Below are 15,029 nucleotides of genomic sequence, written 5' to 3' on the forward strand. Positions count from 1 at the left end.
CCTAACGACGGCAGTAGTCGATGATCAGGTCCATAAAGGCTTCGCCAAAACGTTCCAGCTTGCGGTGACCGACACCGTTGATGGCCAGCATCTCGTCCTCGGTCATCGGCATCAGCTGTGCCATCTCCACCAGGGTCGCATCGTTGAACACCACGTAGGGCGGCACCTCTTCATCCTCGGCAATCTGCTTGCGCAGACCGCGCAGCTCCTTGAACAACCGCTTGTCATAGTTGGCATTGTCGAGCAGACCGTTGCGCTTCTCCTTGCGGCTGGAGATGGGCTGTAGTCGGGGCACCGCCAGCTCAAGCTTCACCTCGCCACGCAGCACGGGGCGGGCCGCTTCGGTCAGCTGCAGCACCAGATTACGGGTGATGTTCTGGGTCAGCAGCCCCTTGTGGATCAGCTGGCGGATCACGCTCATCCAGTATTCGTGGCTCTGATCCTTGCCGATGCCGTAGGTCGACAGCTTATCGTGGCCATGATCCTTGATGCGCTGGTTGAGGGAACCGCGCAGCACCTCCACTACATAACCCACCCCGAAATTCTGCCCCACCCGCCAGACGCAGGAGAGCGCCTTCTGGGCATCTTCAGTGCCGTCATAGCTCTTGGGCGGATCGAGACAGATATCGCAGTTGCCGCACGGCTTGTCGTTGTACTCGCCGAAGTAGTTGAGCAGCACCTGACGGCGGCAGGTCTGCGCTTCGGCAAAGGCGGCCATCACGTTGAGCTTGTACTGCTCCACCTGCAGCTGCTGAGGGTTCTCGATGTTGTCGAGCAGACGGCGCACCCGACCGATGTCGGCGGGATCGTAGAGCAGCAGCGCCTCGGCGGGAGTGCCATCGCGCCCGGCGCGACCGGTCTCCTGATAGTAGGATTCGATGTTCTTCGGGATGTCGTAGTGCACCACGAAGCGCACATTGGGCTTGTCGATGCCCATACCGAACGCCACCGTCGCCACCACTATCTCGATGTCATCCTTGAGGAAGGCATCCTGGGTCTGCTGGCGCTGCTCGAGCGGCAGCCCCGCATGATAGGGCGCCGCCTTGCAGCCGTGGCGGGATAGCCGCTCGGCCACCTCCTCCACCCGGTTGCGGCTGGAGCAGTAGACGATGCCACAGTTGCCCTTCTGGCTCTGCACGTAACGCAGCAACTGCTCAGCGGCCTTGAACTTCTCCACCAGGCTGTAGCGGATATTGGGGCGATCGAAGCTGGCAGTGTGGATGAAGGGATCGTTCAGCTCTAGGCGGTGCAGCATGTCGCTGCGGGTCGCCTCGTCGGCGGTGGCCGTAAGCGCTACCACCGGCACCTGCGGGAACCACTGCTTGAGGCGCCCCAGCGCCGCATACTCAGGCCGGAAATCGTGGCCCCACTGGGAGACGCAGTGCGCCTCGTCGATGGCGAACAGCCCGAGCGGCAGCTCGGCCAGCCGATCCATAAACTCGTGCTGCAACAGTCGCTCGGGGGAGACATAGACCAGCTTGATCTCGCCGCGACGCATGGCGGCGAAGTTCTGGATCATCTCCTCCCGGCTAAGGGCCGAGTTGATGTAGACCGCCGCTACGCCGTTGGCGCGCAGGCTGTCGACCTGATCCTTCATCAGCGAAATAAGGGGAGAGACCACCACACCGAGCCCGGGCCGCAGCAGTGCCGGGATCTGGTAGCAGAGCGACTTGCCGCCGCCAGTAGGCTTGAGCACCAACGCATCGCGCCCCGCGACGATCTGCTCGATGATCTCGAGCTGACCCGGCCGAAACTGCTGATAGCCGAAGACCGCCTGCAGCAGGGCAAGCGGACTCTCTGGCTGAGGATCTGGCAGGGTTTCGGCAATCGCGGTCATGGGCTCTCCTTTGGGGTCGCCATTCTAAAGCAGCCGCCGCCCACAATAAACCTGCCATTGCGACTGTTAAAGAACTGTTGCAGACTGGCTGGAGTTTTTACTCGGCTTTGATGACAAGGATTGGGATCAGAGAATGAAACAGATGCTCAAGAAGATGGCGCTCAGTGGCATTGCCAACCTGTTTGCCGAGAAGATGCCGTTCAACAAGCTGATCGGCATGCAGGTGACCCACTACGACTTCGACAAGGTGGAACTGCGCATCAAGATGGACGACAAGCTGATCGGCAACCCCTTCCACAACATCCTGCACGGCGGTGTCACCGCCACGCTGCTGGATGTGGCGGGCGGCATGATCGTCGCCGCCTCCTGCATCGACGAGCTGGAGGAGTTCTCCCCCAGCTATCTCAAGGAGCGCTTCGCTCGCCTCGGCACCATAGATCTGCGGGTGGACTACCTGCGCCCGGGGCGCGGCAACGAGTTTATCGCCACCGCCCACATCATCCGGGCGGGCAGCAAGGTGGCCGTCGCCCGGATGGAGCTGCACAACGAAGAGGGCACCCACATCGCCTTCGGCACTGGTACCTATCTGGTGGGTTGAACCAAGTTAGTGCATAAAAACCACGCGGCTAATCCACTTTTAATCATTAGATTCCTTACCCCCTCTGGCCGAACAAGGTCCATACTGATAGTCGGGATTGTGTGCAGAGGGAGGATTGCAGGCGATGAGTGCGAAACTGGCCATCAAACCATCCAGAGCCTTGTTGACACAGCTCGAGTCCATGCTCGACGAGGTGCAGACACCCGAGTGTCGCCACTGGTTGGAACAGGAGCTTGAGGGGTATTCTCTCTCCTCACCCCTGCCTTGGTATCGCATCGTTCCCTGTCGGCAACGCGGTCACTTTCTGGATCTGAAAACGGGAAAATATTTGACCTGTCATATCAACAGTCAAACGCTATGCCAACGCGATCTGGCCCAAATTCAGTTCATTTATGCCCGTGAACCCGCCGCCCACTATTTGCTGCAACGCAATTCCGGTATTGAACCCTGGCCAGAACAGCTGCTGGAAGATTATCAGGAGCAGTTGATCCCCGGCCATCTCTGTCTGCAAGCCTGGCATGAGCCCGTGATTTCATTACGCGCACAACTGATGGAGGGAATAGAACATTTCATTAGTGAGTACCCCAAGCACGCGGCCTTGCTGCCTCAACACAGTTTCAAGGCTTTGCGGCATCAGCACTGGCATATCTGAGTAAGCGCCTGGCGCGCAAGGAGGGCACCATAGACAAGACCCATAGCGAGATTGCCACAATCTAGAGTGCCGGAGTCAGGATCAGACTCCACCGATGGGCCACCGAGCGGTGGCCCTTTTAATGTCTGTGGTCTTGCTTCGACCCTGCATACTGCAAGTCAGATCACTTGGCCAGGTAACAGGTCAGCAGCTAAAGAAAATTAGGAAAACAGGAAGGATAAATGCAAAAAGGCCGCTCTATTGAGCGGCCTTTTCAAATTTGGTCGGTGTGAGAGGATTCGAACCTCCGACCCCTTCGTCCCGAACGAAGTGCGCTACCAAGCTGCGCTACACACCGATGTCTGCGGGACGGGAATTTACCGAAAGCCCAGACCCGACACAAGCCTTTTTTGCGTTTGGCAGGAAAAAAAATGCCGTTCGCTCAACTATTCAGCACTCTTTTCATCCGTTTACCGGGCTGCAGCCAGCTGGTGACATTCCGGTAACCGGCTGTCAGGCCAGGCGCAGGGATGCCGGTCCCAGCAGACGGCGCTGCCAGTCAGCCACAGTGCCATGCTCCAGCCAGTCGGCTGCATGCTGGCGCCAGTTGGGGGAAAGGGCCGGATTCTCCAGCAACATCAGCAGATCCGCTTCATTGCGCACCTGATTGAACAGGATATCCGCCGTGCGCTTCACCGTCAGTTCGGGATAGGGTCTGTCTACCAGCTCCATGGCCGACTCCGGCGACACCATCCCCTCCTCCAGCACCCGCAGCAGCCAGCCACAACGGCCATTCAGTTGTATCACCTGCGACATCTGGCCATAGCCAAAGCGCTGGTTGAGCTTGAAACAGGGGGATCTCGGCTGGCTGATCTGGATCAGCGCCTCGCCGAGCCGATAGACATCGCCAATGCAGGCTTGCACCTCGGTCAGCCCGATACCGGAGAGGTTCTCGCCAAAGGCGGCAGGTTGCCAAGGTGTACGTGGCGCAGGCAAGCCCAGCGCGGTTTGCCAGGTCTGCCACCAGAGATAGTGATCGGCAGGATAGTAGTGGAGCGCCCGATCCGGGCCACCGTGGTGGCGCAGGTCACACTGTTCATCCCCTTCCAGACCGGCAAAGGTACAGCGAACTGGTGCAGAGATCGGTTGCTTGTGAATGGCGCTGGTGAGGCCGGGCACCAGCTCGGTGCCACGACCGCTCAAAAGGGAGATCCGCATACTCATCCTCCAGGTTGACGAGAGTAGGCGGATCTTATCATGCTGTCAGACGACGGCCTGCATCTGGGTGGTCATGGCGATCTCGGCGCGACGGCGCTTCTCCGCCCTGGCCATCAGATACCAGCTGCCGAAGGTAAAGAGCGATACCGACAGCAGGATCAGGCTGGCCACCGCGTTGATCTCGGGTTTAACCCCGAGCCGCACCGCCGAGAAGACCTCCATCGGCAGGGTGGTGGAGCCCGGGCCGGAGACGAAGCTCGCCAGCACCAGATCATCCAGCGACAGGGCAAACGACATCATGCCGCCAGCCGCCAGCGAGGGGGCGATCATCGGGATAGTGATCAGGAAGAACACCTTCCACGGCTTGGCGCCAAGATCCATGGCCGCCTCCTCTATGGAGAGATCCAGCTCCCGCAACCGCGCCGACACAACGATGGCTACGTAGGCGGTACAGAAGGTAGTGTGCGCGATCCAAATGGTCAACATGCCCCGCTCGGCGGGCCATCCCACCAGCTGGGCCATCGCCACGAACAGCAGCAGCAGCGACAGACCGGTGATCACCTCGGGCATCACCAGCGGTGCCGTCACCATGCCACCGAACAGGGTTCGACCACGGAAGTGGGGAATTCGGGTCAGCACGAATGCCGCCACCGTCCCCAGCGCCACCGCGGCGATCGCGGTGTAGAAGGCGATCTCCAGCGAGCGGAACACGGATCCAATCAGCTGCTTGTTGTCGAGCAGGCCGAAGTACCACTTGAGCGACCAACCGCCCCACACCGTCACCAGCTTGGAGGCGTTGAAGGAGTAGATCACCATGATGATCATGGGCAGGTAGATAAACAGCAGCCCAAGCCAGAGCATCAGCTTGGCAAAACCGAAACGTCTCATCATGCCTTGCCCTCCAGCTCTTTGGCCTGGTTACGGTTGAAGAGGATGATCGGAATGATCAGCACCGCCAGCATCACCACCGCCAGTGCAGAGGCGACCGGCCAGTCGCGGTTGTTGAAGAACTCCTGCCATAGCACCTTACCGATCATCAGGGTCTCCGGGCCGCCCAGCATTTCCGGAATAACGAACTCCCCCACCACCGGAATAAACACCAGCATGCAGCCGGCGATAATGCCGTTTTTGGAGAGCGGCACAGTGATCTGCCAGAAACGGGTCAGGTTGCGGGCCCCCAGGTCGGAGGCCGCCTCCAGCAGGCTCTGATCGTGTTTGACCAGATTGGCGTAAAGCGGCAGCACCATGAAGGGCAGATAGGAGTAAACGATGCCGATATAGACCGCCAGGTTGGTATTGAGGATCTGCAGCGGTTCGTCAATCAGCCCGATCCCCAGCAAGACGCTGTTGAGCAGGCCGTTGTTACTGAGGATCCCCATCCACGCATAGACCCGAATCAGAATGGCGGTCCAGGTCGGCATCATGATCAGCAACAGCAGAACGGTCTGGGTCTCCTTGTTGGCCCGAGCGATGGAGTAGGCCATCGGATAGCCAATCAACAGGCAGAGCAGGGTGCTGACGAAGGCCATCTTGAGGGAGCCCAGATAGGCTGCGATATAGAGCTCATCCTCCTGCAGCAGCAGGTAGTTCCCCATATTGAGCAGGATGGTGAGCTGATTGTCGGCCCAGCTCACCACGTCGGTGTAGGGCGGGATCGCCACATCCGCTTCCGCAAAACTGATCTTTACCACTATGACAAAGGGCAGCAGGAAGAAGAGGAACAGCCAGAAGAAGGGGATGCCGATCACCAGCCGGCGCCCTCCGCCCCGCTTCAGTCGTTGCAAGATCTTCATGATTGCAGCACCACGCCGCTGTCATCTTCCCAGTAGAGGAACACCTGGTCATCCCAGGTTGGCCGCTTGCCGTGGCGTTCGGCATTGGCGATGAAAGCCTGAACGATTTTGCCCGAGGGCAGCTGGATGTGGTACACCGAGTGTCCGCCCAGATAAGCGATGTCATAGACCTCGCCCTTGGTCCAGTTGAAGTCCGGATGCTCGATTTCGGCCGGCTTTTGCAGGCTCATCAGCAGCTTCTCCGGCCGCAGGGCGTAGGTCACCTTCTTGTTCTCGGCACGGGAGCTGATCCCGTGGCCCACATAGATGGGCTGCTCCAGATCGGCACAGGCGATGATGGCGTGGTCCTGCTCATCCTCTACCAGCAGGCCGTCGAACAGGTTGACGTTGCCGATGAACTCGCACACCAGCCGACTGGCCGGGGTTTCGTAGATATCCATCGGGCTACCGATCTGCTCGATACAACCGTGATGCATGATGGCGATCCGCTCCGCCATGGTCATGGCCTCTTCCTGATCGTGGGTCACCATGACACAGGTAACCCCGACCCGCTCGATGATCTCCACCAGCTCCAGCTGCATCTTGGAGCGCAGCTTCTTGTCGAGCGCCCCCATCGGCTCATCAAGCAGCAGCAACTTGGGACGTTTCGCCAGCGAACGGGCCAGCGCTACCCGCTGGCGCTGGCCACCGGAGAGCTGGTGCGGCTTGCGACGGGCATACTGGGTCATCTGTACCAGCTTGAGCATCTCTTCGACACGGGCGTCGATCTCGGCCTTGGGCAGGCCATCCTGCTTGAGACCGAAAGCAATATTCTGTGCCACCGTCATATGGGGAAACAGGGCGTAGGACTGGAACATCATGTTGATGGGGCGTTCATAGGGGGGCATATCGGTGATATCCACCCCGTCGAGGAACAGACGCCCTTCGGTCGGGCGCTCGAACCCGGCCAGCATCCGCAGCAAGGTCGATTTACCGGAACCGGATCCTCCCAGCAGGGCGAAGATCTCCCCCTTGTGAATATTCAGGGAAACATTATCGACCGCCAGGGTTTCATCGAACTGCTTGCTAACCCTGTCTATTTTTACCAGCACTTCTTTGCGTTGCTGGCTGCCCTCAAGGGCTTTCTTGTAGGCACTGGAGGCTATCGCCATTACCAAACTCCCTAACGTGATACTGGCCTCACGGCCAATCCATAAAAGCGATTTGGCGCCCCAGAGCGGGCACCAAGGTCAGGTACCGGACTTGATCTTGCTCCAACTCCGGGTGATTTGACGCTGTACCGCGCGGGAATGTGCCTCCTGCACATAGAGCCGCTCCAGCACAGCCTGAGGCGGATAAACCCCCTCATCATTGCGCACCGTCTCATCCATGAACTCGCCAGCCTTGGCATTGGGGTTCGCATAGCCCACATAATTACTGACCTTGGCGATCACCTCGGGCTGCAGAACATAGTTGATGAGAGCATGTGCCTCTTTGACATTGGTGGCATCAGACGGGATCGCCATCATGTCGAACCAGAGATTGCCCCCCTCTTTAGGAATGCTGTAGGCAATCTTCACCCCCTTGCCTGCCTCGTCGGCACGGGCTGCCGCCTGCAAGATGTCGCCGGAAAAGCCCGCTGCCACACAGATATCGCCGTTGGCGAGATCACCTATGTATTTGGAGGAGTGGAAGTAGGCCACATAGGGGCGCACCTTGAGCAACTGCGCCTCGGCGCGCTTGATATCGGCCGCGTCCTGGCTGTTGGGGTTCAGTCCAAGGTAGTTGAGGGCAGCCGGGATCATCTCGTCTGCCGAGTCGAGGAAGGCGACGCCGCAACGGGAGAGCTTCTCCATGTTTTCCGGCTCGAAGATGGCCGCCCAGGAGTCGATCTTGTCGACCCCCAGCACCGCCTTGATTTTGTCGACGTTGTAGCCGATGCCGTTGGTTCCCCACAGATAGGGCACCGCGTACTGATGGCCCGGATCCACCTTCTCGAGCTGCTTGAGCAGCACGGGATCCAGGTTGGCCAGATTGGGCAGCAAGCTCTTGTCCAGCTTCTGGAAAGCCCCCGCCTTGATCTGCTTGGAGAGGAAATTATTTGAGGGCACCACCAGATCGTAACCGGTCCGTCCGGTCAGCAACTTGCCTTCCAGGGTTTCGTTGGAGTCAAATACGTCATAGACGGTCTTGATCCCGGTCTCCTGCTGGAAATCGCTGAGGGTGGTCTCGCCGATATAGTCAGACCAGTTGTAGAAATGGAGCACAGGGGCTGCCTGGACTGCATTCGCCAATCCCATGGTCAGCGCTATGGTTAGCAATCTGGTTGTATTCACGGTGTCAGTTCTCCTGTTCAGTGGTTGACCGTCTGCGCATCCATTCGCGCGGCCCATCCGGATGGATGGCATCACTACCCTCCCGGCCGAACTGCGGACCGGGAGGGGTATTCGTTACTTACCGGACTTGATCTTGGTCCAGCTGCGGGTCATCAGACGCTGCACCTTGGCCGGCAGATCCGGGAAGGTGTAGATCTTCTGCAAGGTTGCAGAGTCCGGATAAACCCCCGGATCGGTACGGATCGCCTCGTCAACCAGCGGGGTCGCAGCCTTGTTGCCGTTAGGCGCCTGCACCTGATTGGTGATGTTGGCGATCACGTCGGGCTTCATCAGATAGTTGATGAAGGTGTGGGCCGCCTCGACGTTCTTGGCATCCGCCGGGATGGCGATCATGTCAAAGAAGCTGCCTGCCCCCTCTTTCGGAATGGTGTAGGTAAGTGCCACGCCATTTTTGGCTTCCGCCGCCCGCGCCTTGGACTGCTGCAAATCCATGGAGTAACCGACAGCAACACACAAGTTGCCGTTGGCCAGATCCGAGATGTACTTGGAGGAGTGGAAATAGGCGGTATAGGGACGAATGGAGAGGAACAGCTCCTCGGCCTTCTTCAGCTCGTCCGGCTTCTGGCTATCCGGTTTGAAGCCCAGATATTGCAGGGCGGCCGGTAACATTTCGGTCGGCGAGTCGAGGAAGGAGACGCCGCACTCCTTCAGCTTGGCCATGTTCTCCGGCTTGAACACCAGATCCCAGGAGTTGAGCGGCGCATCGGCCCCCAGTACGGCCTTCACCTTCTCGGCATTGTAGGCATAACCGATGGTGCCCCACAGATAGGGGATGGAGTACTGGTTGCCCGGATCGCTCGGGTCGAGCGCCTTGAGCAGGTCGGTATCCATATTTTGCCAGTTGGAGAGCTTGGACTTGTCCAGCTTCTGGAACACGCCAGCCCTGATCTGTTTGGCCAGGAAGGGGTTGGACGGCACCACGATGTCGTAGCCGGATTTACCAGCCAGCAACTTGGCTTCCAGTACCTCGTTGCTGTCAAACACGTCATAAACCACCTTGATGCCCGTCTCCTTCTGGAAGTTTTCCAGGGTATCCGGGGCGATATAGTCGCTCCAGTTGTAGACGTGCAACACCTTCTCTTCAGCCATTGCTCCGGCACTTGCCATGACCAGAGCCACAGAGGCAGCGATCACTCCCGTTTTGAAAGACATCATCCTTGTCTCCTAAGCAAATTGTATGCGCATGCCAACCTGCCCGGCCGCACCTCAACCCTTCAGCTTGGCGGCTGTCAGATCCAGACTGAGCCTGGCTAGCTTGACCAATTCATCAACCTGTTCCTCGGTGATCACCAAGGGGGGCGATATGATCATGGTATCGCCTACCGCCCTCATCACCAAGCCATTGTTAAAACAGAATTCCCGGCAAGTCATCCCGGCATTGGCATGGGCCGGGAAACGCCGGTTGGTCTGCTTGTCCTGGACGATTTCCAGGGCTGCGACCAGCCCGCGGCCACGGGTTTCACCCACCAGCGGGTGGTCAGCCAGCTCTGCCCAGCGGCGCTGCAAATAGGGGCCGATGGTATCATGCACTCGCTTAACTATGCTCTCCTTTTGCATAAGATGGATATTGGCCACCGCCACCGCGCAAGAGACCGGATGGCCCGAGTAGGTGAAGCCGTGGTTGAACTCGCCCCCCTCTTCCACCAGCCCCTTGGCAACCCGGTCACTCACCATCACAGCGCCGAGCGGCAGATAACCGGAGGTAATCCCCTTGGCCAGACACATCAGATCCGGCTTGATGCCAAACCCTTCGCTGGCAAACCAGTGGCCGGTACGGCCAAAGCCGCAGATCACCTCGTCGGCTATCAGCAAAATGCCGTAGTGATCGCAGATGCGCTGGATCTCCGGCCAGTAGCTGTCAGGCGGAATGATGACACCGCCCGCCCCCTGGATCGGCTCGCCGATAAAGGCGGCCACCTTCTCCACCCCCAGCTCCAGAATCTTCTGCTCCAGCTGACGGGCCCGCTCCAGCCCGAACTCGTGGGCACTCATCCCCTGCCCCTCACCGAAGTGATAAGGCTGGTCGATGTGCACTATGCCGGGAATGGGCAGACCACCCTGGGCATGCATCCCTTTCATGCCACCCAGACTCGCCCCCGCCACGGTGGAGCCGTGATAGGCGTTGTGGCGGCTGATGATCACCTGTTTTTCCGGTTGCCCCTTGCTGGCCCAGTAGTGGCGCACCATCCGCAGCACGGTGTCGTTGCACTCGGAGCCGGAGCCGGTAAAGAAGACATGGTTGAGATGGGATGGCGTCACTTCGGCCAGCAAGGTGGCCAGCTCGATCACCGGCGGGTGCGCGGTCTGGAAGAAGAGGTTGTAGTAGGGCAACTGCTGCATCTGACGGGTGGCAGCATCCACCAGCTCCTGCCGACCATAGCCCATATTGACGCACCAAAGCCCCGCCATGCCGTCCAGAATGCGCTTGCCTTCGGAGTCTTCCAGATAGACGCCACTGGCTTTGGTGATGATACGGCTGCCCTTCTTGTTCAGAGCCTGAAAGTCGGTAAAGGGGTGCAGGTGGTGGCTGGCATCCTGCTGCTGCCACTCACGGGTAGTCTGTTGCATTGTTAGCTCCTCGGTTCCTTCGATTTAGCTGGTTCTGTTCGTCAATCATCAGGAGGGCTGCCACTCCCGCAATCACTGCCACTTTCGCGTGGACTGCGGCACGGCCTGCTCCTCACATCCTTCAATTCGAGCCAAAAACTGTTATCAACCATGCAGCCAGAGCGGTGGCGAGCCAACTTCCGCTCACAACCATCCGCAGGCGGAGGCACTCCTCCATCCCGTATTACCGGTTACAGGCAGGGGAGGCAGCCTGCCTCCCCGATTCGGACGATGCGTGGCCGGCACGCATCCGGGTCAGACGTTCAGCAGCAGGAACTCTCGCTCCCAGCGGCTGATCACCCCGAAGTAGGTCTCGTACTCTTTGCGTTTGACCGCGACAAAGGCGCGTGTGAAGCGCTCCCCCAACATCTCCTTGATCGGCTCGCACTGTTCGAGATGGCTGAGCGCCTCCTCCAGCGAGCGGGGCAGACTGTAGGGCAGGTCGTAGGCGCTGGATTTCATCTCCTGCATGGGCTCCAGCTTCTCCATCATGCCGAGATAGCCGCACGCCAGGGTGGCGGCCAGCGCCAGATAGGGGTTGGCATCGGCACCGGCGAAGCGGTTCTCCACCCGGCGGGCACTGGGGTCGGAGAAGGGTACCCGCAGACCACAGGTGCGGTTCTCGACACCCCACTGGACGTTGCGTGGCGCGCTCTCACCGAAGGTGAGGCGGCGGTAGGAGTTGACGTTGGGAGCCAGCAGGGCTGTCACCGCCGGGGTGTACTTCTGCAGACCTGCGATGAAATGCATGAAGAGTTCGGAGTTGCCGCCATCCGGGGTACCGAACAGATTTCGACCGTTCATATCCTCCAGACTCTGGTGGATGTGCATGGCGGAGCCCGGCTCGTTGCTCATCGGCTTGGCCATAAAGGTGGCGTAGATGCCGTGGCGATGGGCCGCCTCACGCATGGTGCGCTTGAAAAGGAACACCTGATCCGCCAGATCGATGGCATCCCCGTGCAGGAAGTTGATCTCCATCTGGGCAGCACCGGACTCGTGGATCAGGGTATCCACCTCCAGCTCCTGCGCTTCGCAGTAGTCATACATGTCTTCGAAGATGGGATCGAACTCGTTGACCGCATCGATACTGAAGGACTGGCGAGCGGTCTCCGGACGGCCGTTGCGCCCTACCGGCGGCATCAGTGGATAGTCGGGGTCTTCGTTGCGGGTGACCAGATAGAACTCCAGCTCGGGCGCCACCACCGGCTTCCAGCCCTGAGCCTCGTAAAATGACAGAACCCGACGCAGTACGGAGCGAGGTGCAATGTCGATCAGCTTGCCGTTGACGTCGTAACAGTCATGGATAACCTGAGCGGTAGGTTCCAGCGCCCAAGGGACGAAACGGATGGTGTTGGGGTCAGGATAGAGCTGCATGTCCCGCTCCAGCGGATCGATCATGCTGTCGTCATCCGGATATTCGCCGGTCACTGTCTGGGTGAAGATCACCTCGGGCAGACGCATGCCCCCTTCTCGCAAAAACTTGTTGGCTGGGATGATCTTGCCCCGGGCGTTGCCGGTGAAATCAGGGAAGAGACACTCCACTTCCGTGATGCGATTGCTCTCCATCCAGCCCTTGATACTGTCCATGTTAAACCCCGACTCTACGGTTGCCATTGGCAAGGGTGTCTAATATATGGAACACCCTTGTTATCAAATTGTAATCAACACCACCATAAAAGCCCGCTATCAGGGGTAATGTCAAGCAGTGGTGTTTAAAAAACTATAAATAACGGCGCATATAATGACCAAGTCGGCACCAAATACTAAACACTCGTGGTCTCGCCTCTCCCCAGTGCAAAGCCGGTGCCAACCGGCCAAAACCAGATGTCAGATCCCGTCAGATCAGCCGCTAAAGGGGCCATTTTTTTGCAAAGGCGCACAATCCCTGTCCTATTTGCTTTGCTTGGCTGCTTTTTTTTGGTACAAGGCCCGCCCTGATTTGCACTCTCTTGCATGAAAACGGTGCAAATCAGACGAGAAGGGCTTGGTCTGCAGGCAGACAGCCCCCATAAACAGGGATAATTGGGTTAGTAAACTGACTGGTAGTAAATCGTATGTGTGATTTCATGACTGAAGACCAACTGGCCTTTTACAAGGGGCAGATCGAGCGGCAGATCGCCGAGCTCGAAGAGCGCCTGAACTCCCAGGCCAGCCAGGCCATCGCCACCGACACCAACGAGATGGCCGATGAAATTGACCGTGCCAGTATCGAGGAAGCCCGCCGTCTGGAGCTGAACCGCATCGAGCACGACAAGCTGCACCTGCGCAAGCTGAGGGGCGCATTGAAGCGAATGAACGATGGAGATTTCGGTTACTGTGAATCTTGTGGTGACGAGATCTCTCTCAAGCGGCTGCAAGCTCGTCCAGAGTCCCGTTTCTGCGTCGAATGCCAGAGCACCAAGGAATTTAACGATACCCACGTGTTCCGCCGCGTCGCCTGATTCTTCGAAGAACCGTCACCATTCAGGTGCAACAGACGCCAACAAGGCTGGGCCCGCGCTCAACCTTGCACAACGCCTCGCAGCAAGATGGTGACAAGTTCTGTTAGACTCCGGACACCTTCCGGAATCTACAGGAGAATAGAGAGTGAAATGGCTCATCAAACTGTGTTTGTGCCTGCCACTGCTGGCACAAGCACAGGTTCTGACGGTCAAGGTTCCCAGCCGTCCCGTCAACAATCTTGATCAGGAGTACCAGCTCAAACTGCTGGAACTGGCCCTGACCCGCTCCGGACAACCCTTTCGCATCCAGCCTGTCGAACTCGACCTCAACCAGTTCACCCTTCAGCAGCAGCTGAGCAAGGGCAAGACCATCAACGTCTTCTGGATGGGTACCTCCAGCGCACTCGAATCCTCCCTGATTGCCGTCCCCATTCCGCTGTTTCGCGGACTGGAAGGATTGCGGCTGTCGTTCATCCACGCGGATGCCCAAGAGAAGTTCAACCAGATCAATACTCTGGCCGACCTCAAACAGCTGAAGGCGGCGCAAGGGGTCGGTTGGGCCGATAACAAAATTCTGGAAAATGCGGGCATCCCGACCTTCTCCGGCCGCTACAGCAGCTTGTTTCGCCTTATCAACGACGGCGACAAGATCGACTTCTTCCCGCGCGCCCTGGTAGAGATCTTCGCCGAGCGCAGCGAGCTGGTGGCGCAGTATCCCAACCTCGCCATCGAGCAGCATCTGCTGATCCGCTACCCCTTCGCCCAGTTCTTCTTCGTCAGCCCCGAATACCCCAAGCTGGCCAAGGCGATTCAGACCGGGTTGGAGCGGGCCTATGCCGATGGCAGCTTTATGAAGTTCTTCCATGACAACCCCAAGATCCGCGAAGCACTGGCCAGCTCCAACCTCGATCAGCGGGTCACCATCGCCCTGCCCAATCCGGACATGACCCCGTTGCTAAAATCCATTCCGGCCCAATATTGGGATTATCCACCGCAGGGATAAGCATCCCGAGCGCCTGACCATGAGGGTCAGGCCGCGAGAACACAGTGCGCCAGGGAGGTGCCATGAAGGGAATCCAGGAGTGGTTTGTGGAGTACGGCCAGAGCCATCGCCATCCGATAAACGTCGCCATCCACAAACTGGCGGTGCCGGGCATCTATCTCTGCTCGCTGGCGCTGCTCTGGTGTCTGCCGCTCGGGCCCTTGCCAGAGCCCCTCAACTGGGCGGCAGTGGCGGCCATTCCGGTGCTGCTGTTCTATCTGCAACTGTCGTTTTCGCTGTTCGCGGGGATGGCGGTGCTGACCGCGCTCGGGCTGGCCTTCTGCCACCAGTGGCAGGGGCCGCTGCTGTGGTCCTCGGTGGCAGCGTTCGTGCAGCTCTGGATAGCCCAGTTTGTCGGCCACAAGATCGAGGGCAAACGCCCCTCCTTCCTCGCCGACCTGCAATTTCTGCTGATAGGCCCCGCCTGGGTGCTTGCCAGCCTCTATCGTCGTCTGGGCATTCCCTATTGAGGAATGCCGGGCCAACA

The 15,029-nt window shown here is 58.9% G+C and carries 14 protein-coding genes and 1 tRNA gene; 5 read left to right on the plus strand and 10 right to left on the minus strand.

The annotated features are described in order from the left end of the window. Nucleotide 1: 1 nt before the first annotated feature. Entirely contained in the window at nt 2-1,837 is a 1,836-nt protein-coding gene (recQ, locus tag G5332_RS10640; protein ID WP_042081697.1) for an ATP-dependent DNA helicase RecQ, read from the minus strand. A 133-nt stretch (nt 1,838-1,970) separates the two neighbouring features. Between recQ and G5332_RS10645 the strand changes: the two genes are divergently transcribed. Beyond that, on the plus strand, nt 1,971-2,435 hold the full coding sequence (locus G5332_RS10645) for a thioesterase family protein (RefSeq protein ID WP_042054246.1): 465 nt from the start codon (nt 1,971-1,973) through the stop codon (nt 2,433-2,435). Between the two features lie 124 nt (nt 2,436-2,559). Beyond that, on the plus strand, nt 2,560-3,087 hold the full coding sequence (locus G5332_RS10650; RefSeq protein ID WP_005356927.1) for a hypothetical protein: 528 nt from the start codon (nt 2,560-2,562) through the stop codon (nt 3,085-3,087). Nucleotides 3,088-3,347: 260 nt separating this feature from the next. Here G5332_RS10650 and G5332_RS10655 read toward each other — a convergent pair. The 9 genes from G5332_RS10655 to G5332_RS10695 form a co-directional block, all read right to left on the minus strand. Further along, nucleotides 3,348-3,424: transfer RNA gene (locus tag G5332_RS10655), tRNA-Pro, on the minus strand. 155 nt (nt 3,425-3,579) lie between these two features. Next, nucleotides 3,580-4,284 carry an MOSC domain-containing protein gene (locus G5332_RS10660; RefSeq protein ID WP_421172445.1) on the minus strand — a complete coding sequence of 235 codons (705 nt, stop codon included), beginning with the start codon at nt 4,282-4,284 and terminating at the stop codon, nt 3,580-3,582. A gap of 45 nt (nt 4,285-4,329) precedes the next feature. Beyond that, entirely contained in the window at nt 4,330-5,175 is an 846-nt protein-coding gene (locus G5332_RS10665) for an ABC transporter permease subunit (RefSeq protein ID WP_005340701.1), read from the minus strand. Then, a complete protein-coding gene (locus G5332_RS10670; RefSeq protein WP_216952653.1) occupies nt 5,172-6,077 on the minus strand; it encodes an ABC transporter permease subunit in 906 nt (301 codons plus the stop codon). The genes G5332_RS10665 and G5332_RS10670 overlap by 4 nt, the downstream gene beginning before the upstream one ends. Further along, nucleotides 6,074-7,228, minus strand: a complete 1,155-nt coding sequence (gene potA, locus G5332_RS10675; RefSeq protein ID WP_216952652.1) for a polyamine ABC transporter ATP-binding protein — start codon at nt 7,226-7,228, stop codon at nt 6,074-6,076. The genes G5332_RS10670 and potA overlap by 4 nt, the downstream gene beginning before the upstream one ends. A gap of 78 nt (nt 7,229-7,306) precedes the next feature. Then, on the minus strand, nt 7,307-8,392 hold the full coding sequence (locus G5332_RS10680; protein ID WP_201937656.1) for a polyamine ABC transporter substrate-binding protein: 1,086 nt from the start codon (nt 8,390-8,392) through the stop codon (nt 7,307-7,309). A 114-nt stretch (nt 8,393-8,506) separates the two neighbouring features. Continuing rightward, nucleotides 8,507-9,604, minus strand: coding sequence for an extracellular solute-binding protein (locus G5332_RS10685; protein ID WP_201937706.1), 1,098 nt, complete (start codon nt 9,602-9,604; stop codon nt 8,507-8,509). 54 nt (nt 9,605-9,658) lie between these two features. Further along, the gene (locus tag G5332_RS10690) at nt 9,659-11,020 is read right to left on the minus strand and encodes an aspartate aminotransferase family protein (protein ID WP_421172446.1); all 1,362 of its coding nucleotides are present in this window, start codon (nt 11,018-11,020) and stop codon (nt 9,659-9,661) included. A gap of 294 nt (nt 11,021-11,314) precedes the next feature. Further along, complete coding sequence (locus tag G5332_RS10695; protein WP_005342613.1) at nt 11,315-12,646, minus strand: glutamine synthetase family protein; 1,332 nt, start codon at nt 12,644-12,646, stop codon at nt 11,315-11,317. Between the two features lie 467 nt (nt 12,647-13,113). Between G5332_RS10695 and G5332_RS10700 the strand changes: the two genes are divergently transcribed. The 3 genes from G5332_RS10700 to G5332_RS10710 all read left to right on the plus strand — a co-directional run bounded on the left by G5332_RS10700 (nt 13,114) and on the right by G5332_RS10710 (nt 15,012). Further along, a complete protein-coding gene (locus G5332_RS10700; RefSeq protein WP_216952650.1) occupies nt 13,114-13,500 on the plus strand; it encodes a TraR/DksA family transcriptional regulator in 387 nt (128 codons plus the stop codon). Nucleotides 13,501-13,645: 145 nt separating this feature from the next. Further along, the gene (locus tag G5332_RS10705) at nt 13,646-14,503 is read left to right on the plus strand and encodes a hypothetical protein (RefSeq protein WP_421249878.1); all 858 of its coding nucleotides are present in this window, start codon (nt 13,646-13,648) and stop codon (nt 14,501-14,503) included. A gap of 62 nt (nt 14,504-14,565) precedes the next feature. Next, nucleotides 14,566-15,012, plus strand: a complete 447-nt coding sequence (locus tag G5332_RS10710) for a DUF962 domain-containing protein (protein WP_421249879.1) — start codon at nt 14,566-14,568, stop codon at nt 15,010-15,012. Nucleotides 15,013-15,029 lie beyond the last annotated feature (17 nt).

The sequence above is a fragment of the Aeromonas sp. 603757 genome (genome assembly GCF_049171255.1).
GTDB lineage: Bacteria > Pseudomonadota > Gammaproteobacteria > Enterobacterales > Aeromonadaceae > Aeromonas > Aeromonas veronii_A.